Annotated in this window: 26 protein-coding genes; 21 read left to right on the top strand and 5 right to left on the bottom strand. The window is 63.2% G+C overall.

Going from position 1 to position 22351, the window contains the following annotated elements:
* Positions 1–5 precede the first annotated feature (5 nt).
* From rfbF to NKG59_RS21745, 13 genes are all read left to right on the top strand, one after another.
* Positions 6–779, top strand: coding sequence for a glucose-1-phosphate cytidylyltransferase (gene rfbF / locus NKG59_RS21805; RefSeq protein ID WP_253541327.1), 774 nt, complete (start codon positions 6–8; stop codon positions 777–779).
* A complete protein-coding gene (rfbG, locus tag NKG59_RS21800; RefSeq protein WP_253541325.1) occupies positions 764–1870 on the top strand; it encodes a CDP-glucose 4,6-dehydratase in 1107 nt (368 codons plus the stop codon). The genes rfbF and rfbG overlap by 16 nt, the downstream gene beginning before the upstream one ends.
* Positions 1867–2460 (top strand): dTDP-4-dehydrorhamnose 3,5-epimerase, encoded by a 594-nt coding sequence (rfbC, locus tag NKG59_RS21795; RefSeq protein ID WP_253541323.1) that lies wholly within the window; start codon positions 1867–1869, stop codon positions 2458–2460. The genes rfbG and rfbC overlap by 4 nt, the downstream gene beginning before the upstream one ends.
* Positions 2457–3608, top strand: coding sequence for a DegT/DnrJ/EryC1/StrS family aminotransferase (locus NKG59_RS21790; protein WP_253541321.1), 1152 nt, complete (start codon positions 2457–2459; stop codon positions 3606–3608). The genes rfbC and NKG59_RS21790 overlap by 4 nt, the downstream gene beginning before the upstream one ends.
* Positions 3593–4435: a phytanoyl-CoA dioxygenase family protein gene (locus NKG59_RS21785; RefSeq protein ID WP_045203485.1), complete on the top strand. Its 843-nt coding sequence runs from the start codon at positions 3593–3595 to the stop codon at positions 4433–4435. The genes NKG59_RS21790 and NKG59_RS21785 overlap by 16 nt, the downstream gene beginning before the upstream one ends.
* A gap of 2 nt (positions 4436–4437) precedes the next feature.
* Complete coding sequence (locus tag NKG59_RS21780) at positions 4438–5613, top strand: class I SAM-dependent methyltransferase (protein WP_253541318.1); 1176 nt, start codon at positions 4438–4440, stop codon at positions 5611–5613.
* Positions 5610–6125: a GNAT family N-acetyltransferase gene (locus NKG59_RS21775; RefSeq protein ID WP_253541316.1), complete on the top strand. Its 516-nt coding sequence runs from the start codon at positions 5610–5612 to the stop codon at positions 6123–6125. The genes NKG59_RS21780 and NKG59_RS21775 overlap by 4 nt, the downstream gene beginning before the upstream one ends.
* The gene (locus tag NKG59_RS21770) at positions 6122–6835 is read left to right on the top strand and encodes a WbqC family protein (RefSeq protein ID WP_253541313.1); all 714 of its coding nucleotides are present in this window, start codon (positions 6122–6124) and stop codon (positions 6833–6835) included. The genes NKG59_RS21775 and NKG59_RS21770 overlap by 4 nt, the downstream gene beginning before the upstream one ends.
* On the top strand, positions 6832–8106 hold the full coding sequence (locus tag NKG59_RS21765) for a glycosyltransferase family 2 protein (RefSeq protein ID WP_253541310.1): 1275 nt from the start codon (positions 6832–6834) through the stop codon (positions 8104–8106). The genes NKG59_RS21770 and NKG59_RS21765 overlap by 4 nt, the downstream gene beginning before the upstream one ends.
* Before the next feature lie 16 nt (positions 8107–8122).
* Positions 8123–8452: a flagellar hook-basal body complex protein FliE gene (gene fliE / locus NKG59_RS21760; RefSeq protein WP_253541307.1), complete on the top strand. Its 330-nt coding sequence runs from the start codon at positions 8123–8125 to the stop codon at positions 8450–8452.
* Positions 8453–8615: 163 nt separating this feature from the next.
* Positions 8616–9038, top strand: coding sequence for an organic hydroperoxide resistance protein (locus NKG59_RS21755; RefSeq protein ID WP_092971075.1), 423 nt, complete (start codon positions 8616–8618; stop codon positions 9036–9038).
* 74 nt (positions 9039–9112) lie between these two features.
* A complete protein-coding gene (locus NKG59_RS21750; protein WP_045203492.1) occupies positions 9113–9556 on the top strand; it encodes a MarR family winged helix-turn-helix transcriptional regulator in 444 nt (147 codons plus the stop codon).
* Positions 9553–10635 carry a glycosyltransferase family 2 protein gene (locus NKG59_RS21745; protein ID WP_253541290.1) on the top strand — a complete coding sequence of 361 codons (1083 nt, stop codon included), beginning with the start codon at positions 9553–9555 and terminating at the stop codon, positions 10633–10635. The genes NKG59_RS21750 and NKG59_RS21745 overlap by 4 nt, the downstream gene beginning before the upstream one ends.
* On the opposite strand, the gene NKG59_RS21740 is transcribed toward NKG59_RS21745, so the two are convergent.
* From NKG59_RS21740 to NKG59_RS21725, 4 genes are all read right to left on the bottom strand, one after another.
* A complete protein-coding gene (locus NKG59_RS21740) occupies positions 10629–10985 on the bottom strand; it encodes a flagellar protein FliT (protein WP_253541287.1) in 357 nt (118 codons plus the stop codon). The two genes, NKG59_RS21745 and NKG59_RS21740, sit on opposite strands and share 7 nt — an antisense overlap.
* Before the next feature lie 57 nt (positions 10986–11042).
* Entirely contained in the window at positions 11043–11480 is a 438-nt protein-coding gene (fliS, locus tag NKG59_RS21735) for a flagellar export chaperone FliS (RefSeq protein WP_045203494.1), read from the bottom strand.
* Between the two features lie 60 nt (positions 11481–11540).
* Complete coding sequence (fliD, locus tag NKG59_RS21730; protein ID WP_253541277.1) at positions 11541–13589, bottom strand: flagellar filament capping protein FliD; 2049 nt, start codon at positions 13587–13589, stop codon at positions 11541–11543.
* Between the two features lie 197 nt (positions 13590–13786).
* Positions 13787–14608, bottom strand: a complete 822-nt coding sequence (locus tag NKG59_RS21725; RefSeq protein ID WP_045203496.1) for a flagellin N-terminal helical domain-containing protein — start codon at positions 14606–14608, stop codon at positions 13787–13789.
* Positions 14609–15019: 411 nt separating this feature from the next.
* On the opposite strand from NKG59_RS21725, the gene NKG59_RS21720 reads away from it, so the two are divergent.
* Positions 15020–15655, top strand: a complete 636-nt coding sequence (locus NKG59_RS21720; protein ID WP_253541275.1) for a LuxR C-terminal-related transcriptional regulator — start codon at positions 15020–15022, stop codon at positions 15653–15655.
* Positions 15656–15789: 134 nt separating this feature from the next.
* Here the strand turns inward: NKG59_RS21720 and NKG59_RS21715 are convergent, their stop codons facing one another.
* Positions 15790–17526 (bottom strand): sensor domain-containing protein, encoded by a 1737-nt coding sequence (locus tag NKG59_RS21715; protein ID WP_253541791.1) that lies wholly within the window; start codon positions 17524–17526, stop codon positions 15790–15792.
* 514 nt (positions 17527–18040) lie between these two features.
* Here NKG59_RS21715 and fliL point away from each other — a divergent pair.
* The 7 genes from fliL to fliR all read left to right on the top strand — a co-directional run bounded on the left by fliL (position 18041) and on the right by fliR (position 22316).
* A complete protein-coding gene (gene fliL, locus NKG59_RS21710; RefSeq protein ID WP_045203497.1) occupies positions 18041–18538 on the top strand; it encodes a flagellar basal body-associated protein FliL in 498 nt (165 codons plus the stop codon).
* 1 nt (position 18539) lies between these two features.
* The gene (gene fliM / locus NKG59_RS21705; RefSeq protein WP_045203498.1) at positions 18540–19550 is read left to right on the top strand and encodes a flagellar motor switch protein FliM; all 1011 of its coding nucleotides are present in this window, start codon (positions 18540–18542) and stop codon (positions 19548–19550) included.
* Complete coding sequence (fliN, locus tag NKG59_RS21700) at positions 19540–19992, top strand: flagellar motor switch protein FliN (RefSeq protein WP_253541273.1); 453 nt, start codon at positions 19540–19542, stop codon at positions 19990–19992. Before fliM ends, fliN begins: the two co-directional genes overlap by 11 nt.
* Before the next feature lie 68 nt (positions 19993–20060).
* Complete coding sequence (gene fliO / locus NKG59_RS21695; protein WP_253541271.1) at positions 20061–20462, top strand: flagellar biosynthetic protein FliO; 402 nt, start codon at positions 20061–20063, stop codon at positions 20460–20462.
* Positions 20459–21208, top strand: a complete 750-nt coding sequence (gene fliP, locus NKG59_RS21690; RefSeq protein ID WP_045203501.1) for a flagellar type III secretion system pore protein FliP — start codon at positions 20459–20461, stop codon at positions 21206–21208. Before fliO ends, fliP begins: the two co-directional genes overlap by 4 nt.
* Positions 21209–21227: 19 nt before the next feature.
* On the top strand, positions 21228–21497 hold the full coding sequence (gene fliQ / locus NKG59_RS21685) for a flagellar biosynthesis protein FliQ (protein ID WP_004631435.1): 270 nt from the start codon (positions 21228–21230) through the stop codon (positions 21495–21497).
* Between the two features lie 24 nt (positions 21498–21521).
* The gene (gene fliR, locus NKG59_RS21680; RefSeq protein ID WP_253541269.1) at positions 21522–22316 is read left to right on the top strand and encodes a flagellar biosynthetic protein FliR; all 795 of its coding nucleotides are present in this window, start codon (positions 21522–21524) and stop codon (positions 22314–22316) included.
* Positions 22317–22351 lie beyond the last annotated feature (35 nt).

Here is a 22351-nt window from a genome sequence, read left to right as displayed (position 1 = left end):
CAATCATGAAGACAGTCATCCTGGCCGGGGGCCTCGGCACGCGCATCAGCGAGGAATCGCACCTGCGGCCCAAGCCGATGATCGAGATTGGTGGCCGCCCGATCCTGTGGCACATCATGAAGATCTATGCCGCCCACGGCATCAACGATTTCATCATCTGCCTCGGTTACAAGGGCTACGTGATCAAGGAGTACTTCGCCAACTACTTCCTGCACATGTCGGACGTGACGTTCGATATGTCGAAGAACGAAGTGACCGTGCACGAACGCCACGCCGAGCCCTGGCGCGTCACGCTGGTCGACACGGGCGAACAATCGCAGACCGGCGGGCGCCTGAAGCGCGTGGCCGCTTATCTGGACCCGAACGAGCCGTTCTGCTTCACCTACGGCGACGGCGTGTCTGACATCGACATCACCAGCAAGATCGCCTTCCACCGCGAGCACGGCAAGATGGCCACCGTGACGGCCGTGCAGCCGCCTGGCCGCTACGGCATGCTCCAGCGCGACGGCGCACGCGTGACCGGCTTTACTGAAAAGCCCCCCGGCGACGGCGGCAGCTGGATCAACGGCGGCTTCTTCGTGCTCGATCCGGCGGTGATCGAATACATCGCAAGCGAAGACACCCCGTGGGAAGGCGCGCCAATGGCACGCCTGGCCGAGATGGGCGAACTGAACACGTTCGAGCACCACGGCTTCTGGCAGCCGATGGACACGCTGCGCGACAAAAACAGCCTGGAGGCCCTTTGGCAAGCGGGGAGTGCACCGTGGAAAAAGTGGTGACGCTCGACCCGCGTGCGTGGGTTGGCAAGCGCGTCTTCCTGACCGGGCACACCGGCTTCAAGGGCAGCTGGCTTGCGCTCTGGCTGCGCCAGCTTGGCGCCGAAGTGTATGGCTACAGCCTGGCACCGCAAACGCACCCGAATCTCTTTTCGCTGGCCGAGGTGGAATCCGCCATGGCCGGCCACACGCTGGGTGATATCCGTGACGCAGATGGCCTGCGTGCTGCCATGACCGCAGCGCGGCCCGACATCGTCTTTCACCTCGCAGCCCAACCGCTGGTGCGCGCGTCGTATCAAGACCCGGTCGGCACCTACGCCACCAATGTGATGGGTACGGTGAGCGTGCTGGAGGCCGCGCGCGGCTGCACGAACCTGTCCGCCATCGTCGTCGCCACCACCGACAAGTGCTACGACAACCGCGAGTGGGCCTGGGGCTATCGCGAGACCGATGCACTCGGCGGCCATGACCCGTACAGCGCATCCAAGGCCTGCGCCGAACTGGTGGCCGCAAGCTACCGGCGCGCCTTCTTCGCCAACGGCCCGCTGCTGGCCACGGGCCGCGCAGGCAATGTGATCGGCGGCGGCGACTGGTCCGAAGACCGGCTTATCCCTGATGCCGAGCGCGCGATGCGTGCCGGTACGCCGCTGGTCATCCGCTCGCCGCACGCTACGCGGCCGTGGCAACACGTTCTGGATTGCCTGCATGGGTACCTGGTGCTCGCGCAACGGCTGCTGGCCGGTGACGCAGCCTGCGCGACCGCCTGGAACTTCGGCCCGGACAGCACCGCCACGCGCACGGTCGAACAGGTCTTGCAAGGCTTGCAACAACATTGGCCCACGCTGATCTGGCAACTGGACGCCAATGCCGCCACCGGCAAGCACGAGGCCGGCATGCTGCATCTGGACGCCAGCCGGGCACGCCAGCAGCTAGGCTGGCAGACAGCGTGGCCGTTCGAGACCGCGCTGGAACAGACCGCCGCGTGGTATCGGCATCTGCATGAAAAGACAGCAGACGCACGCGCGCTCTGTGACCAGCAGATTGACCGCTTCACCGCCGTCGCGTCCGCTGCCACATCCGGGAGCGCCGCATGAGCCGTTTCACCATCCAACCGACACCGCTGGCCGGCGTGGTTGAAATCAGCCGCAAGGTCATGGGTGACCATCGCGGTTACTTCACGCGTTTCTTCTGTGCAGATGAACTGGCCGTCGCCGGCTTCGACAGCCCGGTCGCGCAAATCAATCACTCCTATTCGGCCAAGCGCGGCACCGTGCGCGGGCTGCACTTTCAATACCCGCCGCATGCCGAGATCAAACTCGTGAGCTGCGTGCGTGGCCGTGTGTTCGATGTGGCCGTTGACTTGCGTGCGGGCTCGCCAACGTTCTTGCAATGGCATGCGGTGGAGTTGTCTGCCGAATGCCACAACAGCCTGCTGGTGCCGCGCGGGTTTGCCCACGGCTTCCAGGCGCTGGAAGACGATTGCGAGTTGCTGTACCTGACCTCGACGCCGTACGCGCAAGCCGCTGAAGACGGGATCAACCCGACCGACAGCCGCTTAGGCATCGCCTGGCCGCTCGACATTACCGAATGCTCCGACCGGGACCGCAACCATCCGCCGCTGACCGACGCGTTTGCGGGCATCACGCTGCGGGCCCTGAATCCTGAACTGCAGGAACAGCAATGACCCAAAAGATCCTGTACTCCAAGCCGTCGATCACCGAGCTGGAAGTCGAATACGCCACCGACGCCGCGCGCAACGGCTGGGGCGACCAGTGCTACGCCTACATCAATCGCTTCGAAAAGCAGTTTGCTGAGTTTGTCGGCACGCAATACGCCATTGCCACATCAAGCTGCACCGGTGCCATGCACATGGGCTTGGCAGCGCTCGGCCTTGGCGCCGGCGATGAGGTGATTCTGGCCGACACCAACTGGATCGCTACGGCATCGCCCATCACTTACGTGGGCGCCACGCCGGTATTTGTCGACATCCTGCCGGACACGTGGTGCCTGGACCCGGCACTCGTGGAAGCGGCCATCACGCCGCGCACAAAAGCGATCATCGCCACGCACCTCTACGGCAACCTGTGCGAGATGGACCGCCTGCTGGACATCGGCAAGCGCCACGGCATTCCCGTCATCGAAGACGCAGCCGAAGCCATTGGTTCTCGCTGGCACGGGCATGCAACGGGCGCGCAAGGCATCTTCGGCACGTTCTCGTTCCATGGCACCAAGACCATGACGACGGGCGAAGGCGGCATGTTCGTCACCAACGACCGCGCGCTGTACGACCGGGTAATGACGCTGAACAACCATGGCCGCGTGCCCGGCGGCAAGCAGTTTTGGTCTGACTTCATCGGCTTCAAGTACCGCATTTCCAACGTGCAGGCCGCCATCGGCTGCGCGCAGCTTGAGCGCATCGATGCACTGGTTGCACGCAAGCGCGAGATCTTTGCCGAGTATCAGGCGCACCTGGGCAGCGTTGCCGGCCTTGCACTGAACCCCGAGGCGCCCGGCACGCTCAACAGCTACTGGATGCCGACCGTTGTGTTTGACGAAGCGCTGGGCATTACGCGCGACGGGCTGTTGGCTGCGTTCTCGCGCCGCGGCATTGATGCACGCGTGTTCTTCTATCCGCTGAGCGAAACCGAGCTGTTCGGCACATCCGCCGCCACCGCGCGCCACAACGCGCCCAACAGCTACGCGATTGCCGAGCGCGCCATCAACTTGCCGTCGTATCACGACATGTCGAGCGAGAACATCGCGACGGTCTGCAACGTCGTGCTCGATCTCGTGAAAGCCCATCAGGAGACGCTGACATGCCTGGCATCCTGAGCCCCGATCAGATCGAGACCTTCCAGCGCGACGGCCTGCTGATCCTGCGCGACTTTTACGCGCCGTCGCAGGTGGAGCCGATTCAGCGAGCGATCTACGACATCATCGGTCTGGTGATCGACAAATACCGTCTCGACATCGAGCGCGCGCCGTTTGCGCCCGAACGATTCGACGACGGCTATCAGGCGGTCATCAAAGCCAATCGAAAATACGGCGCCGAAGTGTACGACGCCGTGAAGCAGATCCCCGCGTTTGTCCGCCTGCTGGGCGACGAGCGCCATGAGCAGCTCGTTCGGAGCGTGCGCCCCGGCGCGCTGCCGGGCATTGCGCACGCTGGCTCTGGCATCCGCATCGATAACCCGCGTGAAGAGAAATTTCGCGCCAACTGGCATCAGGAATATCCGGCCCAGTTGCGCAGCCTGGATGGCGTGGTGTTCTGGAGCCCGTTGGTGGAGATCACACCCGAGATCGGGCCAGTGGAGTTCTGCCCCGGCTCGCACGTAGAAGGGCCTCTGCCCGTCTTCAGCGCCGATCCGGACAACGCCGGCAAGCAAGGCGCCTATGCATTGCTGATCAAGAACGAGGCGAGCTATCTCGCGCGCTATCCGCACGTGCAGCCGCTGACCAAGCCGGGCGATCTGGTGATGGTCGACTTCCTGGTGCTGCACGCATCGGGCCACAACACGAGCCAGCGCTCACGGTGGTCGATGCAGTTCCGCTACTTCAATTTCTGCGAGCCGACCGGGCGCTCGCACGGTTGGAAGGGTTCGTACGCCAACGGCGTCGATTTCCGTACCGTCCACCCCGAACTCTCCGTGGAAGCCTGACCATGACCCAAGGTGCACTGCCCTGCAATGTCTGCCAGCAACCGCTGCCAGAACCGATTTACCGCGCAGCGCCGCAGAGCTCGCTGTCGTCCCTGCGCCGCGCCATGGACGGCACGCTCGAGGTCTTCTGCTGCGCCGCGTGCGGCCACATCCAGACCGTCGAGCTGTGTGACAACGGCAGCTTCTACGACACCGAGTACGACATCCTCGTGGGCAGCGAGGAAGAAGACCAGATTTACGCCGTCGAGAACGGCCAGAAGATCTTCCGCGCCGACCACCAGGTCGCCACGTTCCAGCGCAAGCTCGCCTTACCGGAAGGTGCGCGCGTCGTCGACTTCGGTTGTGCGAAGAGCGCGACCATGCGCCTGCTGAAGCAGCAGCGTCCGGACGTGAACGTCCACCTGTTCGACATCAGCGACCGCTACGTGGGCTTCTGGGAGAAATTCCTGAGCCCGGAAGAATGGGCCACGTACACGATCCCGCCGGTATGGCAGCGTTCGTTCGATGTCGTCACCTCGTTCTTCTCGCTGGAGCACATCCCAGACCTGAAGACGGCGCTGCGCAGCATCCACGGCCTGCTGCGCGACGGCGGCCGCCTGTACGCCATCGTGCCGAACACATTCACCAATTCGGTGGATTTTCTGGTGGCTGATCACGTCAACCACTTCACGCATACGTCGCTGCAGACGCTGCTGGCCAATCACGGGTTTGACCTGCTCGAGGCCGATGCGCAAAGCCACCGTGGCGCGTTCGTCGTGACCGCCGTGCGCCGTCCTGGCGACAGTAAAGTCGCGCCGGTGGTCGACGCACAAGAATTGGCCGACACACAAAGCGCAGCCAACAAGCTGGCCAACTTCTGGCAGCAAGCGTCCAGCCATCTGACCGACTTTGAAACGCAGCACGGCAGCGCGCCTGCCGTGATCTATGGCGCCGGTTTCTATGGCGCCTACACCGCGAGCAATCTGCAACAGCCGCATGCCCTGCGCGCGTTTGTCGATCAGAACCCGTACCTGCAAGGGTCCTCCCTGGCAGGTAAGCCGGTTGTTGCGCTGGACAGCATTCCGGATGAGGTTGAGGTGGTGTACCTGGCCGTCAACCCTGTCATTGCCGATGAAGTGCGGCACACCGTGGAAGCCGCGTATCCGAATCGCTTCCGCTATTTCCGCTTCCAGCCATGATCGCGCGCGGCTCACTCGTCCTTCGAGAATGGCGCGAGAGCGACATCGCGCAACTGCTGCCGTTGCGCAACGACGTGCCGACACAGCTGCAGCTCATGACGCGCCCGCGACCCAACTCGGCCGCGAGCGTGCGCGACTGGCTGATCGCGAAATCCAAGCAGAGCGACCTGGTGCTTTTCGTCATTGCCAGCCAGGCAGATGACAGCGTGCTGGGCTACCTGCAGTTGAACCACATCGACGCGGTGAACAGGCACGCTTCGCTCGGCATCTGCCTGGCGTCGTCTGCACAAGGCAAGGGCCACGGGCGCGCCGCATGCGAAGCCGCATTTGCCTACGCCGCCGAAACGCTGTGCCTGCGCAAGATCACGCTGGAAGTGCTGTCCGAAAACACGCGCGCCATTGCGCTGTACGAGAAGCTCGACTTCCGGACCATCGGCACGTTGGCTGGCCACTACCTGCAAGACAACCGCTGGCACGACGTTGTCCTCATGGAACGGATGCTGGCGTCATGAAGGTCGTGATCACACAGCCGATGCTGTTCCCGTGGGTCGGGCTGCTTGAGCAGATCATGCTGGCGGACGTGCTCGTCAACTACGCCGACGTGCAGTTCTCCAAGGGCAGCTTCACCAACCGCGTGCAGATCAAGGAGCCGGCCGGCACGCGCTGGATGACGGTGCCGCTGGAGAAGTTCCACCTCGGCGCGCGCATCGACGAGGTCAAACCCGCCACCAACGTTGACTGGCGCGCGCAGCATCTGCGCATGCTGGAGCAGGCCTACGACGCCGCACCGCATGCAGGCGACATGCTGGCGCTGGTGCGCTCCGTGTACGAAGCCGACTACGCCAACATGGGTGCGCTCGCGCTGGCGTCCATGCGCGCGGTTTGCCGCTACCTGGGTATCGCGCTGGACAGCAAGTTTGTCGACTCGCCTGAGCTGGACATTCCCGGCCGCAATACCGACCGTGTGCTCGCCATCGTGAAGAAGCTGCAAGGCGACACCTACATCACCGGACACGGCGCCAAAAACTACCTGGCCCACGCCGAGTTCGAGCAGCAAGGCGTTGCCGTCGAATACATGAATTACGCCATGCGGCCGTATCCGCAGTTGCATGGCGCGTTCACCCCGTTTGTCAGCAGCCTGGATCTGATTGCCAATCATGGCCCGGCCGGCAAGCAGTACATGTGCCCTCAGACCCTCCACTGGCGCGAGTTCATCCAATGAGTGAAATCGAAGCAATCCAAACCGAAGCGCTACGAGACGTGGCGCCCGTGAAGCAGGCGGAGGCCATCCAGCAGGTTGCGCTGAGCGTCTGCATCCCGACCTACAACCGCGCCCGCTATCTCGACAACCTGCTCGCAGAACTGGTCTCGCAGATCGGCGAACTGAAGTTCAGCTACGAACTGCTGATCGGCGACAACTGCTCGACCGACGCCACCGAAGAGGTCGTCGGCCGCTATCAGGACAAGCTGAACATCCGGTACTTCCGCCGCCCATCCAATCTGGGCTCCGCAGAAAACCTGAACCAGCTTTATCGCAGCGCGCAGGGCAAGTACGTGCTCTACCACGCCGATGATGACCTGCCGATCTTGGCCGAGATCAACAACAACATCGACATCTTCGAGCGCAACCCGGGCGTGGATGTGATCTTTGCGCCGTGGTTCATTCACGACTTGCCGACGCGGCAGGATGTCACCGCGTTCTATCGGCAGGACGACAACTACCTGATCGAGCAGCACGACTACGCCAAACTGCTGGCGCTCGTCTTGTCGCACCACCTGTTTCCGGAGATCTACCTGGCACGCCGCGAGGTGATGGACCGCATCTACTTCAGCGCGCCGGAACACGCGTTCTACGCCTTCGTACACGCGGCAGAAATGCTCGGCTCCAGCGCCGTGTACTTCAGCAAGACGCCGTTCTATCGCTCGGTCTCGCGCTACTTTGCCGATGAGACCCGCGCCCAGGCAGGCAACGAAGAAGTGAAGCATGCGTGGGACCGCTATCGCGGCGGTCTGGAATACCTGTTCGGCAAGTTTTCGCACACGCTGCCGGCAGCCGAGCGCCCGGAGTGGCTGAACGCCATCAACCAGTTCGTGCTGGCGCGCATGAAGGTCGCGCTGCGCCTGCGCACGCATGAAGGCGGCAACTGGATCGACAACTATTACATCGCCAACCGCGTCCGCGCGCTGGGTGAAGTGTCCGATCTGCCCGCGCCGTATGACCTGTACCGCGTCAACGCGGCGTTCGAATACCTGACCAAGCTCGACCCGTTCAAGCCCGAGCCGCCCAAGTACGCCACCCTGCGCCGCGCGCCGCTGCAGGTCTTCCACCACGCGCACGGCTTTGCCGAAACCGAGTTTCTGGTGCTCGACGACGATGCTGCCATTCCGCATCACACCATCGTCGTGACGCCAATCCCGATGGACATTGCGGTGCCGGCCGGCCGCGAGGTCCGCTTCGTATCGGAACTCGAAACGCTCGCCAAATTCCCCTGAGTCACGTCACGCCAACATGGATCTCTCCAACGCCAATTCCGTGGTCTCGCTGATGAACAGCGTGCTGGCACCGTCAAGCGCCGTCGGCGGCAGCACCGCCAGCGGCGATGCCGGCAAACCCAGCGTCGACTTCGGCTCCGTGCTCAAGTCATCGCTGGACCGTGTCGACGCTTCACAACAAAAGGCCGAAGCCATTTCGCGCAGCTTTGAGATGGGCAACAACGACGTCGACCTGCACGACGTGATGCTCTCGCTGCAAAAAGCCAACATCGACATGCAGACTGCCGTGCAGGTGCGCAACAAGCTGGTCTCGGCTTATCAAAGCATCATGAGCATGTCGATCTGAGATCACGCCCCTCCGCCCCTCCGCCCTTCTCCACCTTCCGGAAGAGGGTTTCCGGTTGTCCTTGCCATTTATATTGTGTGCAATATAATTGCGCCATCGATTTTAAGATCGATTCCCGGCCGACGTGTCGCCGACCGGGCTTCCCATATAAGAGGACCCGACCATGAAGACGCTCTACCAGACCCAAGTCACCGCTGAAGGCGGCCGCGCCGGCCATGTTCGCAGCGCCGATGGCACGCTGGATCTGCCCCTGTCGCTGCCACGCGAACTCGGCGGCGCCGGCGGTGCCGCCACGAACCCGGAGCAACTATTTGCCGCCGGTTATGCCGCCTGCTTTGAAAACGCTGTGCTGCATGTTGCACGTGGCAAGCAGATCAAGCTGGCGTCGACATCGGTCACGGCCACGGTGGGCATTGGCCCGCGCGAAGATGGCGGGTTTGCGTTGACAGTGTCGCTGGCTGCCACCCTGGGCGGCGTGGATCAGGCGACGGCGGAGGCGCTTGTGACTGCCGCACACGGTGTATGCCCCTATTCGCATGCCGTCCGTGGCAATATTGACGTCCAATTGAACACGGTCACGCGCTGAGCCTCGCTTAGCCCTTTTCGGGCCGATGCGGCACTCGCCGCTCGAGCGCCAGACCGTCCCCCCGGGAGTTTTCCGTGAACGACGTGCTGGCGCTCGATCAGCAGCTTTGCTTTCCTTTGTATGCCGCCGGCCATTTGCTGACGCGCCTCTACCGCCCGCTGCTGGATGAACTGGGCCTGACCTACCCGCAATACCTCGTGATGCTGGCGTGCTGGCAGCAGGCGCCGTGCGCTGTGGGTGACCTCGGCCGCACGCTGTACCTCGATACGGGCACGCTGACGCCGCTGCTCAAGCGCCTGGAAGAACAGGGCCTCGTCACCCGCACGCGCGATCCCGATGACCAGCGTCGCGTCGTTATTGAGTTGACCGATGCCGGCCGCACGCTACGCGAACGCGCCGCCAAGGTGCCCGAAGCGCTTGCGTGCAAGATTCCGCTCGAACGCGATGAAATTGGCGCCACGCGCAACGTGCTGCGCAAGCTGCTCGACGCCCTTGCCACGGCGGAGGACCGCGAATGAGCGCCCCGTCCGCTTCTGCCGACGTGGCGTTGGTCGTCATCGCCCGCAATGAAGCCGCCAGCATTGCACGCTGCCTGCTGAGCGCGAAGCCGTTTGTCGATCGCATGGTAGTGCTGGATACAGGCTCCACGGATGACACCGTGGCCATTGCCCAGTCGTGCGGCGCGCTCGTCAGCCACATGGCCTGGACGAACGACTTTTCGGCCGCGCGCAACACCGCACTGCAGGCTGCCAATGCCGACTGGAACCTCATCCTCGACGCTGACGAATGGCTGGAAAGCGGCGGCGAACATCTGCGCACGCTCAGCGGTGCCGAGCCGGCCGTCGGCGTGGTGTGCGTCAAGAACGATACCGATGCGGCCGAAGCCGCCAGCCAACTGGTTGCGTGGATCCCGCGTGTGCTGCCCCGTGGCGTGCACTACACGGGGCGCATTCACGAGCAGCCCGTGTCGTCATTGCCTGCGGCGCGCGTGCCAATCGTGGTGCGCCACGACGGCTATACCGCGGCCAAGATGCAGAAGAAAGGCGAGCGCAATATGCAACTGCTGCTCGATGAACTCGCGCACAGGCCGGACGACCCATATGTGCTGTATCAGCTCGGCAAGGAAACCGAACTGCATCACGAAGACTACGCAAAGGCCGTGAATTACTACGCGCGCGCCTTCAGTCTGGCGCCGCCTGGTGCGCCGTACCGCCGCAACCTCACGCTGCGCTATGTGTACAGCCTGGGCAAGGCCGATCGCGTTGAAGAAGCGCTCGCGCAAGGCGATGTCGCCATCCAGACGTGGCCAGATTTTCCGGACCTTTGTTTTGCGCTGGGATTGGTCTTGCTGGATGCGGCGGCCCGGCACCCTGATGAGGCAGGTGCCCGGTGGCTACCACTGGCAGAACAGGTCTTCAACCGCTGCCTTGAGATCGGCGATCATCCGGAGATGGACGGCAGCGTCGTCGGCCGGGGCAGCTTCCTCGCTGCCCAGCAACTGGCGATCGTGTACCAGATGCAGAGTCACGCGCTCGCACGCAAGTCCGAGCACTATCTGACGCTGTCAAAACAACTGCAGGACGCTTCGTCTCAGTAACGCGCCATGCTGCCGTAAGCGTTGCTTGCGGTGGCGGCGCGGCGCGCCGTGTCGATACGCTTTTGCAGGCGGTCCAGGCGCGGATACACCATGGCGCGCACGCGGGCGTCATCTTCCAGAATGCGTACGAGCAGCGTGCGCTTGCGCTCCACGTCGGCGCGCGAGAGTTGCGGATGCGGCTCGGAACGGCGCAGCGCATCCACATAGGCGGCGCTCTCGCGTTCAAGCGTACTGACGACTTCCCAGTTACCCACTTCGGCCGCGCTGACCATTTCGGCGGTCAGGCGTGCGATGGCTTCGTAGCAGGTGAACAGACTTTCGCTGTCCTTGATCGGGATGTTGCGGTGCATATTGGCTCCAGTTGGGCCGAATTCAGTCAAAGGTCGCTTTACTAAAACGACCGGCAATCAGCTCACAACGCTCAGGTGGCTGTTCGCCACGGCGGCGCCAGGCTGGCCCATCTGGCCAATGGCGAGCCACGCATCCTGCAGCGGGACCAGCAAGCCATCCACTTCTGCAAGGATCGTCAGATCGTTGTTGCCGTTGGCCACCAGCAGGCGGCGCAGCATGTAGTCGTACAGCGTGTTCAGTTGCACGGCGATGTCGCCGCCGCGCTGGTGATCAAGGCTGGCCTGCAGGCCCTGGCCGATGATCGAGATGGCCTTGTCAAACGCCCTCACCTTGGCCAGCACGTCGCCACGCTGGATGGCGGCGCCAGCCAGGTTGATGGCGGCGCGCGCGCCTTCAAACAGCATGGCGATCAGGCGGTGCGGATTGGCGTCTACCACGGACGTCTCGATGCCGACTTGCGCATAGGCACCGATGGCACGGCGTGCAGCGTACATGGAAAAGGTCCTCGCTGTAGTCTGTTTTGTTTTGGGTTGTGCTCTAAACCTGAACCTGGCTTAGTTGCTGCTCGAAGTCTGCTTTGTAATGGCCGCGAGCTGCGTCGTCAGGTAATTGCTTGTGTTCGTCATGCTCGCCACCGCGGCCGACAACGCGTTGAACTGCGTGTAGTACAGCGCCTGCTTGTTATCCAGCCGCGTCTGCATGGCGGTGATCTGGCTGGCAAGCGAGGTGAGCGAGCTGTTGATCGAGTCCGTCTCGTTCTGCACCATGCCGCTGGACGACAGCAGGTTGGTCATCACCGTGTTGAGCTGGGCAGCGTAACCGCGCTGCACCGTGACCGTGCCACGGGCGCCCAGCGGGCCGCCGGCCACCTGCACCGTCAAGCCGTCGGTGGCCGAACCGCTGACGCCATACAGGTTCTGCCCCGAACCGGTGGCAGCAACGCCGTTGATCGTGCCCTGCACATCCACACCGTTGGCGGCCGTGGGGCTCGCGCCGAAGAGCGACGAAGCACCCGCCCCTGATACAGACACTGCCGACACCGAGCCGAACTGGCTATCGGTAACGCTCAGCACGCCGCTGGCATCAGCCGACACCGACGCGTTAACCTTGGCGCCTTGCAGCGTGGTCGATGCGTTGATCTGGCTCTGGATCTGCGCAGCCAGCGTCGCCGCGGTATAGCTGCCGGCCGCCAAGGTCACGTTGACGGACATGCCGCTGATGTTGAACGCGAGCGTGTCGTTCACACCCGCCGTGATGGTCGTGTTGGCGGCGGCCGAACCCGTAAGCGTGCCCTGCGTGGCCAACTGCGTCACGTTGACGGCGTAGCTGCCGGACTGCGTGGAATCCGAGAACGTCGGCACGCTGACCAGCGAATCGGTGGCCGTGCCGGTACCGGCAAACAAACCGGCCACCTGGCTGGGCGACTTTGCAACCGCAGCCGACAGTTTGGTGTTGTCAACCGACAGCGTGCCGTCGGAATTCATCGTTACGCCCACGCTGCCCAGCGACTGGTAATTGCCGTTGCCCACTGCCTGGCCCAGCACGTCGGTAATCTGGTTGATGAGCGTCTTGGTGCTCACATCGCCCGCCAGCGGGCCGTTGTTGGCCTTGTTGGTGGTGTCGATATTGGTGAGCGAGTTCAGTTGCGTGCGCAGCGCGTTGTAGCCGCTGACGAAGTTGTTGACGGCGGTGGTGGTGGCGGTCGGGTCGTTGGCGACCGTCACGTTCGTGCTGCCCGTCTTGGACAGCGTGAACGACGTACCGTCCACCACGTTCGACAACGTGTTGGTCGGGCTCTGCACGGCAATGCCGTTGATGGTGGCCAGGGCGTTCTGGCCCGTGGTCACTTCGGTCATGTTCTGTGTGCCTGCCGGGTCTTGCGAGAGCAGCGATTGCAGCGTCGAGTCGCCCGACACTGAAATCTTCATCTCCGAGCTGGAGCCGCCCGCGGTCGACGTCAGCACCAGGCGGTACGGGCTGCCGCTGCCGTCGTTCACGATGCTGGCCGAGACACCCACGTTGGCCGAGTTGATCGCATCACGGATACCCGCGAGCGTGTTGTTGGACGAGTCGATCGTGATCGAGCCACCCGCCAGGTTGCCGTTCTGCGTGAACGTCGAACCGGTGTACTTGCCACCCGAAAGCGAGCCGCCCGACACCGAGCCGAACGAGAACGAAATCGTGGTCGAGGCGCCGCTGCCGATGGCGGTCGTGGTGGACGTCTGCCCCTGCGCCGCCAGCACCTGCGATTGCGCAAGCTGCGTGACATTCACCGCGTAGGAACCTGCAGGCGCCGAGCCCGTCACCGACGCACTCAGCATCGAGGTGTCGTAGCCGCTGGCCTTCATCGCGCTGTAGTTCGACGCGCTCGTCAGGTTCGACAGCGCGGTCTGGAAGGTCGACAGCGCACTCTTGAGCGAGCCCACGGCCGACAGCTGCGTCTGGTACGAGCTTTGCTGCGTCTGCAGTTGCGTCAGCGGCAGGCTTTCCACCTTCATGAGGCTGGACACCAGCGAATTGACGTCGATGCTCGTCCCGATGCCGGGAATGGAGATCGGCGGTACGTAGCTGCTGGTTGAGGAGGTGGTAGTGGTAGTCGCCATGATCGGGTCCGATAAGCATCTGCGCCGGCGGAAGTCTCTCTACACAACGGCACGGGCTGCAGCTTCTTTAGGGCAGGTTATGCAGGCGCCACCCACGAAAAAGTGGGGTATCCGTCAAAAGAAAAAGGGCCGGCGCCCCGAGGAGCGCCGGCCCTTGGCCCAACCGCGAGGCGGCGGGGCTGCATCCAACTTACTGATTAACCCTTCAGCAGGCTCAGGATGCTGTTCGGTGCCGAGTTGGCTTGCGCCAGCATCGCCGTACCCGCTTGCTGCAGGATGTTCTGGCGGGTCATGTTCGACGTTTCCGACGCGTAGTCCGTATCGACCATGGCCGACTTGGCAGCCGACAGGGCGGTGTTCGACGAGGTCAGCGTGTTGATGGTCGAGCTCAGACCGCTTTGCTGTGCACCCAGGTCAGCGCGAGCTGCCTTCAGGCTGGCCAGATCGGTGTCGATCTTGCCCTGAGCGGCCGTTGCGTTGGCCGTCGACGTCACGCTCGTGCCGGTCAGCGTACCGAAGCTTGCCAGGTTGGCGTTGGTGACGGTTGCCACGTCGGTCGACGCGTTTTGGCCGTACTGGAACGTGGTCGAGCTTACCGAACCATCGAACAGCTTGGCGCCGTTGTAGTTGGCGTTCGTCTCGATGTTCTTGTTGGCCGTGGCCAGCTGTTGGTATTCCTTGTCCAGGTTGGCCTGGTCGGTGGTCGACAGACCGCCGTTGTTGGCTTCCACAGCCAGTTGGCGCATACGTTGCAGGTTGTTTTCAACCTGGCCCAGGTACGAGTCAGCCGTTTGCAGGTACGACTGTGCGTTGTTGGCGTTCTGGATACCTTGGGTTTGCGAGTTCAGCGTGGTCGTCAGGCTGGAGGCCACAGCGTAGGCAGCGGCATCGTCCTTCGCGCTGTTCACGCGCAGGCCGGTCGACAGACGTTGCAGCGAGGTCTGCAGCGCATCCTTCGAGGCCGACAGTGCTTGCTGCGTTTGCAGGGACGAGATATTGGTATTGAGGCTGAGGGACATGACGGCTCCTAAGTTTCCCGATGGTTTGTTGCCCGTGTTTGCTAATTCCGGCTAGGCCGGGCAACGTGACCTGCAACTTGAAGGGGATCAGGTCTGCGTTGTACTCAGGTTATCGGTGGCCTCTGAGGAAAGTTTAGGGTCGCCTTGACAAATTTGTGCGTCGGCGGCGGTTTGGGCTTGCGGGCGCCTGACTTCCGACACCCCCTCCAAAAGAGGCGGCAAGCCTGCTTCTTGGCCTGCAGACCCTCGGCTATACTCGTTCGACCAGTCCATAGGCGCCAGCATCCCTCTATATATAGAGCGCCACACAGTGCACAGATGGGGAGTTGCAAGCCCGCCAGTTCGGCCGGAAGGCCTGCGGGCGGAAAGAAGAGCTCGATGCGAGCCCGCGTTTGACCCGCAACACCCACCATGCTCAATGTCCTGATCGTCGAACCGCACGATATTGCCCGTGTCGGCCTGCGCCAGATCCTCAAGGATTCGCGCCTGGCCCGGCAGATCGAGGCCGTGCCGGACCTGCGCGATGCCAATAACGACCTGCTCGCCCAGCGCGAGTGGGACGTCATGCTCTTCTCGGTGGAATCGGCCACCGGAGACGAATTCCAGACCATCAAGACCGTGCGCCAGCAGCATGCGCGCCTGGCTGTGCTGGCACTGGGCCGCCACCCTGAAGCGCTGCTTGCCGTCCGGGCGCTCAAGGCGGGCGCCGCTGGCTATCTGCCGATGGACGCCAGCCAGCCGCAGTTGCTGGCCGCCGTCAACGCCATCTCCAAGGGCAAGAAATACTTGCCTTCGGACCTTGTGGAAGTCCTGGCCGACAACCTGAACGTCGACTGGGACAAGCCCCGCCACGACATCCTTTCCGACCGCGAATTCCAGACGCTGCGCATGCTCGGCTCCGGCCGCACGTTGGGCGAGATTGCCGAGGCGCTTCAGATCAGCGTCAAGACGGTCAGCGTGTACCGGGGGCGCGTGCTCTCGAAAATGAAGCTGCGCAACAACGCCGAGCTGACCATGTACGTAGTCGGCAACGGCCTCCAACTCTAGGGTGCCCCGTAAAGCTACTGCGCACCCCGATCTTGGCCTTGCGATGCTCGCCGTACACGTGTACGGCTGCGCTTCTCACGCCAACCTCGGGGCGCTCGCTACGCTTTCCGGGACACCCTAAATAGACTCAAGACTCATAGAAACCGGGGAACGCGCTCGCCGTAGCGGCGGGCGTTCTCGCGCACGAGATCCTGCACCGCTGTCGGCTCCAGCGGCCGCGTGAGCAGATAGCCCTGAAACTCGTCGCAGCCGACTTCGCGCAGGAATTCAAGTTGCCCGGTGGTCTCCACGCCTTCGGCCACGGTCTTCATGCCCATGGCCTGCGCCATCATGATGATGGCCCGCGTGATGGCCGCGCGCTCTGCCACGTGCGGCAGGTCTTGCACGAACGAGCGGTCGATCTTCAACGTATCGATCGGGAAGCGGTGCAGATACGACAGCGACGAATATCCGGTACCGAAATCGTCCAGCGCCAGCGACACGCCCATCGCGCGCAGCTCGGTCAGCAACGCATGCAATGACGGATCGTCGCGAATCAGAATGCCTTCGGTCATCTCCAGTTCCACCGCGTTGCCAGGCAAGCCGCTGGTTGATAGCGCGCCACGTACCATCGCGCTCAACTGCCCAGAGCTGAATGCCTGGCCCGACAGGTTGATCGACATGCGCAAGTCCGGCAGCCCGATGCGGCGCCAGCGCGCAAGCTGGTCGCAGGCGGCGCGCAGAATCCAGCGGTCGATCTCGACGATCAGGCCGGTTTCTTCGGCGTCCTGAATGAACTGGCCGGGCATCATGTGGCCGAAATCGGCCGAATTCCAGCGGATGAGTGCTTCCACGCCGACGATGCGGCCGCTTCTGACGTCGACGCGCGGCTGGTAATCGGCGTAGAACTCGTTGCGGTCGCTCGCACGCCGCAGGCCCGACTCAATGCGGAAGCGGCGCGAGACGCGGTCGTCCAGGTCGCTCGTAAAGGTCTGGAAGTTGTTGCGGCCGCGCTCCTTTGCCAGATACATGGCGGCATCGGCCTTGCGCAGCAGCGTGTTCGGGTCGTCGCCGTCGTGCGGCGCCACCGCAATACCGATCGACACACCCAGGTACAGCTCCTGCCCTTCGATATAGAACGGCGCGCTGATGGCCGAGAGAATGCGCTCGGCCACGCGCCGCGTGCCCAGGCCATCGAGCGCTTCGAGCATGACGACAAATTCGTCGCCGCCCAGCCGGGCCACGGTATCGGCCTCGCGCGCGCAGGCCTGTAGGCGGGCCGCCACTTCGCGCAGCAGCATGTCGCCAAACTGGTGGCCCAGCGTGTCGTTGACGTTCTTGAAACGATCCAGGTCGAGGAACATGACCGAGACGCGCGAGCGATTGCGGCGCGCGATCGCCAGCGCGTGCTCCAGGCGATCTTCCAGCGCGGAGCGGTTCAGCAAACCCGTGAGCGTGTCGTGCGTGGCCAGGTGCCGGATGCGTTGCTGCGCTTCGCGGATCTGCGTGATGTCGACCAGCGACACCAGCACCGAGTATGGCGTTGCACCAGCCTCCGAAGCCCGCGGGGAGGCCGTCATCGAATGACCACCATCGGCATACAGCGGCGTCCAGTTGCTGGAAACCCACACCGTGCGGCCGTCCACACAGTGCATCCCGAAGATCTGATTCAACTGCGGCTGCCCTTCGGCAATCACGTCCTGATCGGGCCAGTCGGTCTCGTGGATGGACGCGTCGAACTCGTCCACCGCGGCATTGACGACCGTGGGCAGCAAACGCCCCACCAGCGCTTCCACCGGCAAACCCAGCAGCCGCGCGGCGCTCGGATTGGCGTAAGTGACGCGACGGTCTGACCCACACACGAGAATGCCCTCTGTCAGCGCGTTGACCATCGACAGCAGATCCAGCTTCGGGCAGAAGCCCGGCGGCTCGCCGCGCGCAGGACAGTCGGCCGGCAAGCCATCGGCATCGACGAGCGCAAGGTCAATACGAGTGGAAAAGGGCAAGGAATTCAAGGCGGCTTCCGGCAAAACAATGCAGGTATGCAGGGCCGGACCATGCCGGCCTGTTCCTTCCTTACAACGGCAAGCACGGGCAAATCTTTCGGACCAACGTCACTTTTGCGGTGGAACAGACTTACAGGGGTACCGGTCAGGCGCCCGAGGCAACGTAGCCGCCACATAAAAGTGAACTAAAAATCACTTGTAAGAATCGTACGGTTTTGCACCGCACATCGCAAACGCCCGAGATAAGCGGGATTGACCGCGTTTCTTGCTGGAATGAGCTGGACAGAGGTGGGGAAGAATGCCATCCGAGAACCCGACTCTGTGCTTTGCGTTGATTTACGGTGTTTTGCGCGACGCGAGCCGGGAAAGCCCACCCCCCCCTAGTCCCCGAGTGATCCCCATGGCCGAAGCCGCTGCCGCCACTACCGCCCCCGCCCCAGCAAAGGGCGGCTCCACCAAGCTGCTGCTGATCATCCTGATCGTGCTCCTGCTCGTCGGCATGGGCGGCGGCGCTGCCTGGTTCTTCCTCGGAGGCGGCAATCACGCCGCATCCGGCCCCGCCGCACCGCCCAAGCCCAAAGAGCCTGTGTTCGTGGCCATGGAAACCCTGACCGTCAATCTGCAGCCCGAAGAAGGCAACGACCGTTACCTGCAGATCGGCATTACGTTCAAGAGCTTCGACAAGCATGCCGAAGACGAGATCAAGACCTATACGCCCGAGCTGCGCAGCAAGGTCCTGATGCTGCTGGCCAGCAAGACGCCCACCGAGCTGTACCCGGCGGAGGGCAAGGTCAAGCTGTCCAAGGAAATCGTTGAACTGTGCGAACACGTCTTCAAGGCTGTCGGCAAGGAATCGCCCGTGGCAGACGTCTTGTTCACCAACTTTGTGATCCAGTGACATGCTCAAGGAAGAGTTTCTTTCCCAGGAGGAAATCGACGCGCTCCTGAAGGGCGTGTCCGATGACGCCGACGACGACCCCGTCGAAGCCGCCGACCCCTCAGGCGTACGCTCGTACAACCTGGGCTCGCAGGAGCGCATTGTCCGTGGGCGCATGCCCACGCTGGAAATCATCAACGAGCGGTTCGCGCGCAACTGGCGCATCGGGCTGTTCAACTTCATGCGGCGCAACGCGGAAATCTCCGTCGGGCCGGTGAAGGTGCAGAAGTACAGCGAGTTCATCCGCAACCTGGTGGTGCCGACCTCGCTCAACCTTGTGCACGTCAAGCCGCTGCGCGGCACGGCGCTGTTCGTGTTCGACCCCAACTTGATCTTCCTGGTGGTCGACAACCTGTTCGGCGGTGACGGGCGCTTCCACATGCGCGTGGAAGGCCGCGACTTTACCGACGTGGAGCAGCGCATCATCCAGCGCATGCTGCACCTCGTCTTCGAGCACTACGCCAAGGCGTGGCAGCCGGTCTACCCGATCGATTTCGAATTCCTGCGCATGGAAATGCACACCGAGTTCGCCAACGTGGCCACGCCCAATGAAGTGGTGATCACCACCAGCTTCAGCATTGAGCTTGGCAACAATGGCGGCGACGTGCACATCTGCATGCCGTACACCATGATCGAGCCGATCCGCGACCGGCTCACCTCTGCCATCCAGGGCGAAGCGCTGGAAGTGGACAAGCGCTGGCTGCGGCTGCTGTCGCAACAGGTGCAGACCGCCGAGGTGGAGCTGATTGCCGACCTCGCTACGGCCAAGGTGCAGGTGTCCGACATCCTGAACATGAAGGTGGGCGACGTCATTCCGCTGGAGCTGGACGACTGCGTGACCGCCAAGGTAGACGGCGTGCCCGTCATGGAATGCAACTACGGCACGTTCAACGGCCAATACGCACTGCGGGTCAACCGCATGCTGAATATGAGCGGCAGCGAGTCTGCCACGGAGTCTGACGATGACAACTGAACCGACCATGAACCCCGAAGCCAACGCCGACGACATCGATGTCGAGATGACGATGGAAGAGGCCATGGCCCTGGAAGCCGCACAGCGTGCCGCGGCCAACCCGCCGGCCGCTGCGCCCGCCGCCGAATCCAGCACGGTGTTCAAGCCCCTGACGGCCGACGGCATGGGCGGCACCCAACGCCAAGACATCGACATGATCCTGGACATCCCCGTGCAGTTGACGGTGGAGCTGGGTCGCACCAAGGTGCCCATCAAGAACCTGCTGCAACTCGCGCAAGGTTCGGTGGTGGAACTCGACGCGCTGGCCGGTGAGCCGATGGATGTCCTTGTCAACGGCTACCTGATCGCCCAAGGTGAAGTGGTGGTGGTCAACGAGAAGTTCGGTATCCGCCTCACCGACATCATTACGCCGTCGGAACGTATCCGTAAGTTGAACCGATAAGCCACACAAGTGCGCCGTCAATCGGCACCCTGACAGCAACCAGTGCTCCCCCCGGGCAAGGTGTTGAAATGAACCATGCAGTGGATTGGGCCCGCACCCTAGGCGGGCTGTTTGTAGTGTTGGCGATGATCGTGGCGGCCGGCTGGCTGCTGCGCCGTCTGCAGCAGCGCGCGGGCATGGGCCCCGCAGGTTTAGGCCGGCGCCGCAGCCAGGTGATTACCGTGGTCGCACAGCAGATGCTGGGCGCCCGCGAGAAGGTCGTCGTCGTCGATGTGGAAGGCACTTGGCTCGTGTTGGGCGTGACTCAGCAGCACGTGCAGACGCTCCACACGCTGCCGCGCCCCGCAGAAGCTGCTTCCGCGCCGGACGACCAATCCGGCGACGGCACTTCCGGCTCCGGCAAGCCGCCCCGCTTTGCCGACGCGCTGTCCATCCAGCTCAAGCGTCACCTGACGGGAAAGTCGGAATGAGCGCGCGCACCTTCTTCCGTTGCCTGATTGCATTGGCGCTGCTGGGCGCCGCGCCCGCCGTATTCGCACAGGCGCAACCCGGTCTGCCGCTGCTCACGGGCACCGCCGGTGGCCAAAGCTATTCGCTGCCCGTCCAGACGCTGGTCTTCCTGACCTCGCTCGGGTTTCTGCCGGCGATCATCCTGATGATGAGCAGCTTCACGCGCATCATCATCGTGCTGTCATTGCTGCGCCATGCGCTGGGCACGCAAACCACGCCGCCCAACCAGGTGCTGATCGGGCTGGCGCTGTTCCTCACGTTCTTCGTCATGTCGCCGGTGCTCGACAAGGTCTACACCGACGCCTACGTGCCACTGCGTGACAACAAGATCACCGTCGAACAAGCCATGGATACGGCCGCCACACCGCTGCGCCAGTTCATGCTCAAGCAGACGCGCGAGCCAGACCTCGCCCTGTTCGTCAAGATGGGCAACATGCCGGCCATTGCCTCGCCCGAGCAAACGCCCATGCGTGCGCTCATCCCCGCCTTCGTCACCAGCGAGCTGAAGAGCGCATTCCAGATCGGGTTTGCCATCTTCATCCCGTTCCTCGTGATCGACATCGTGGTGGCGGCGGTGCTGATGTCGATGGGGATGATGATGGTCACGCCGTCGATCTTCTCGCTGCCATTCAAGATCATGCTGTTCGTGCTGGTGGATGGCTGGCACCTGCTGCTGGGCTCGCTGGCGCAGAGCTTTGTGCAATAAGCGCCGATAGGAAACCGACATGACACCCGAGTACGTTCTGGATATGGCCCGCCAGGCCATGCAGGTCGCCATGATGGTGGGCGCGCCGATGTTGCTGGTGTCGCTCGTCGTCGGCCTGCTGGTGGCAGTGTTCCAGGCCGCCACGCAGCTCAACGAGCAGACGCTGTCGTTCATCCCCAAGCTGCTGGCCGTTGCTGCCACGATGGTGCTGGCCGGCCCGTGGATCGTCGCCGTGATCGTCGACTACACGCGCGGCGTGCTGACCAATATCCCCAACTACGTCAACTGACGCGACGTAGCGCGCAGGCCACCGATGATCCAATTCACCGCCACGCAACTCAACGGCTGGATCGCCATGTACTGGTGGCCGCTGGTGCGCGTACTGGCGTTTATCGCCATTGCGCCCCCGTTTGCCAATACCGAGATCCCGACATCGATCAAGGTGGCATTTGGCGTGGTCATCACGGTGGCGCTGGCGCCCATGCTGCCGGTGCCTGCAGGCGTGTCGGTGGGCTCATACGAAGGGCTGTGGATCACGCTGGTGCAGGTGTTGATCGGGTTGGCGCTGGGCTTTTGCGTGCAGCTCGTGTTCTCGGCCATCAGTGGTGCCGGCGAGGTGATGTCGGTGCAGATAGGCCTGGGTTTCGCCTCGCTGCTCGACCCGACGCAAACCGAGAGCAGCATGCTGCTCGGCCGCTTCCTCAGCCTCACGGCCGTCACCGCGTTCATTGCCGGCGACGGCCATCTCGTGTTGCTGCACGCCCTGTTCGACAGCTTCACCGCCCTGCCCGTCTCAGCAGCGCCGCTGGCCAATCCGGGCTGGCAGACGCTGGCCGGCGGCGGCACGATCGTCTTTGCGCTGGCCCTGCGCATCGCCCTGCCCATCATCGCGATCATGATGATCGTCAACCTCGGCTTTGCCGTGCTCTCGCGCACGGCACAGGCGCTCAACCCGTTTGCGGTCGGCATCGCCGCCACGCTCGTGGTCGGGCTGATGCTCGTCATGGTGATGATGACGTCGCTGGCGCCGGTGGTGGAGCGGTCTGTGATGGATGCGCTGGATTTGGGTGGGCGGGCGTTTAGCGAGTTCAGTACCCTGCCGCGGTAAGCGTCCACCGCTCGCGCGGGCAAGCCCCCGGCTCA

The organism is Ralstonia chuxiongensis, assembly GCF_024158925.1.
In the GTDB taxonomy this organism is placed as follows: Bacteria; Pseudomonadota; Gammaproteobacteria; order Burkholderiales; family Burkholderiaceae; genus Ralstonia; species Ralstonia chuxiongensis.
The sequence above is the reverse complement of the archived record's forward strand: the minus strand, read 5'-3'. Positions and strand labels throughout refer to the sequence as shown.

Coding starts and splice junctions, on each gene's coding strand:
- rfbF (WP_253541327.1), top strand. CDS start 6: ATGAAGACAGTCATCCTGGCCGGGGGCCTCGGCACGCGCATCAGCGAG.
- fliN (WP_253541273.1), top strand. CDS start 19,540: ATGACAACTGAACCGACCATGAACCCCGAAGCCAACGCCGACGACATC.
- NKG59_RS21720 (WP_253541275.1), top strand. CDS start 15,020: ATGCTCAATGTCCTGATCGTCGAACCGCACGATATTGCCCGTGTCGGC.
- fliD (WP_253541277.1), bottom strand. CDS start 13,589: ATGGCGACTACCACTACCACCTCCTCAACCAGCAGCTACGTACCGCCG.
- NKG59_RS21715 (WP_253541791.1), bottom strand. CDS start 17,526: ATGGTCAACGCGCTGACAGAGGGCATTCTCGTGTGTGGGTCAGACCGT.
- NKG59_RS21745 (WP_253541290.1), top strand. CDS start 9,553: ATGAGCGCCCCGTCCGCTTCTGCCGACGTGGCGTTGGTCGTCATCGCC.
- NKG59_RS21765 (WP_253541310.1), top strand. CDS start 6,832: ATGAGTGAAATCGAAGCAATCCAAACCGAAGCGCTACGAGACGTGGCG.
- NKG59_RS21790 (WP_253541321.1), top strand. CDS start 2,457: ATGACCCAAAAGATCCTGTACTCCAAGCCGTCGATCACCGAGCTGGAA.
- fliP (WP_045203501.1), top strand. CDS start 20,459: ATGAGCGCGCGCACCTTCTTCCGTTGCCTGATTGCATTGGCGCTGCTG.
- fliM (WP_045203498.1), top strand. CDS start 18,540: ATGCTCAAGGAAGAGTTTCTTTCCCAGGAGGAAATCGACGCGCTCCTG.
- rfbC (WP_253541323.1), top strand. CDS start 1,867: ATGAGCCGTTTCACCATCCAACCGACACCGCTGGCCGGCGTGGTTGAA.
- NKG59_RS21755 (WP_092971075.1), top strand. CDS start 8,616: ATGAAGACGCTCTACCAGACCCAAGTCACCGCTGAAGGCGGCCGCGCC.
- NKG59_RS21785 (WP_045203485.1), top strand. CDS start 3,593: ATGCCTGGCATCCTGAGCCCCGATCAGATCGAGACCTTCCAGCGCGAC.
- fliL (WP_045203497.1), top strand. CDS start 18,041: ATGGCCGAAGCCGCTGCCGCCACTACCGCCCCCGCCCCAGCAAAGGGC.
- NKG59_RS21725 (WP_045203496.1), bottom strand. CDS start 14,608: ATGTCCCTCAGCCTCAATACCAATATCTCGTCCCTGCAAACGCAGCAA.
- NKG59_RS21770 (WP_253541313.1), top strand. CDS start 6,122: ATGAAGGTCGTGATCACACAGCCGATGCTGTTCCCGTGGGTCGGGCTG.
- fliR (WP_253541269.1), top strand. CDS start 21,522: ATGATCCAATTCACCGCCACGCAACTCAACGGCTGGATCGCCATGTAC.
- fliO (WP_253541271.1), top strand. CDS start 20,061: ATGAACCATGCAGTGGATTGGGCCCGCACCCTAGGCGGGCTGTTTGTA.
- NKG59_RS21780 (WP_253541318.1), top strand. CDS start 4,438: ATGACCCAAGGTGCACTGCCCTGCAATGTCTGCCAGCAACCGCTGCCA.
- NKG59_RS21740 (WP_253541287.1), bottom strand. CDS start 10,985: ATGCACCGCAACATCCCGATCAAGGACAGCGAAAGTCTGTTCACCTGC.
- NKG59_RS21775 (WP_253541316.1), top strand. CDS start 5,610: ATGATCGCGCGCGGCTCACTCGTCCTTCGAGAATGGCGCGAGAGCGAC.
- fliQ (WP_004631435.1), top strand. CDS start 21,228: ATGACACCCGAGTACGTTCTGGATATGGCCCGCCAGGCCATGCAGGTC.
- fliS (WP_045203494.1), bottom strand. CDS start 11,480: ATGTACGCTGCACGCCGTGCCATCGGTGCCTATGCGCAAGTCGGCATC.
- fliE (WP_253541307.1), top strand. CDS start 8,123: ATGGATCTCTCCAACGCCAATTCCGTGGTCTCGCTGATGAACAGCGTG.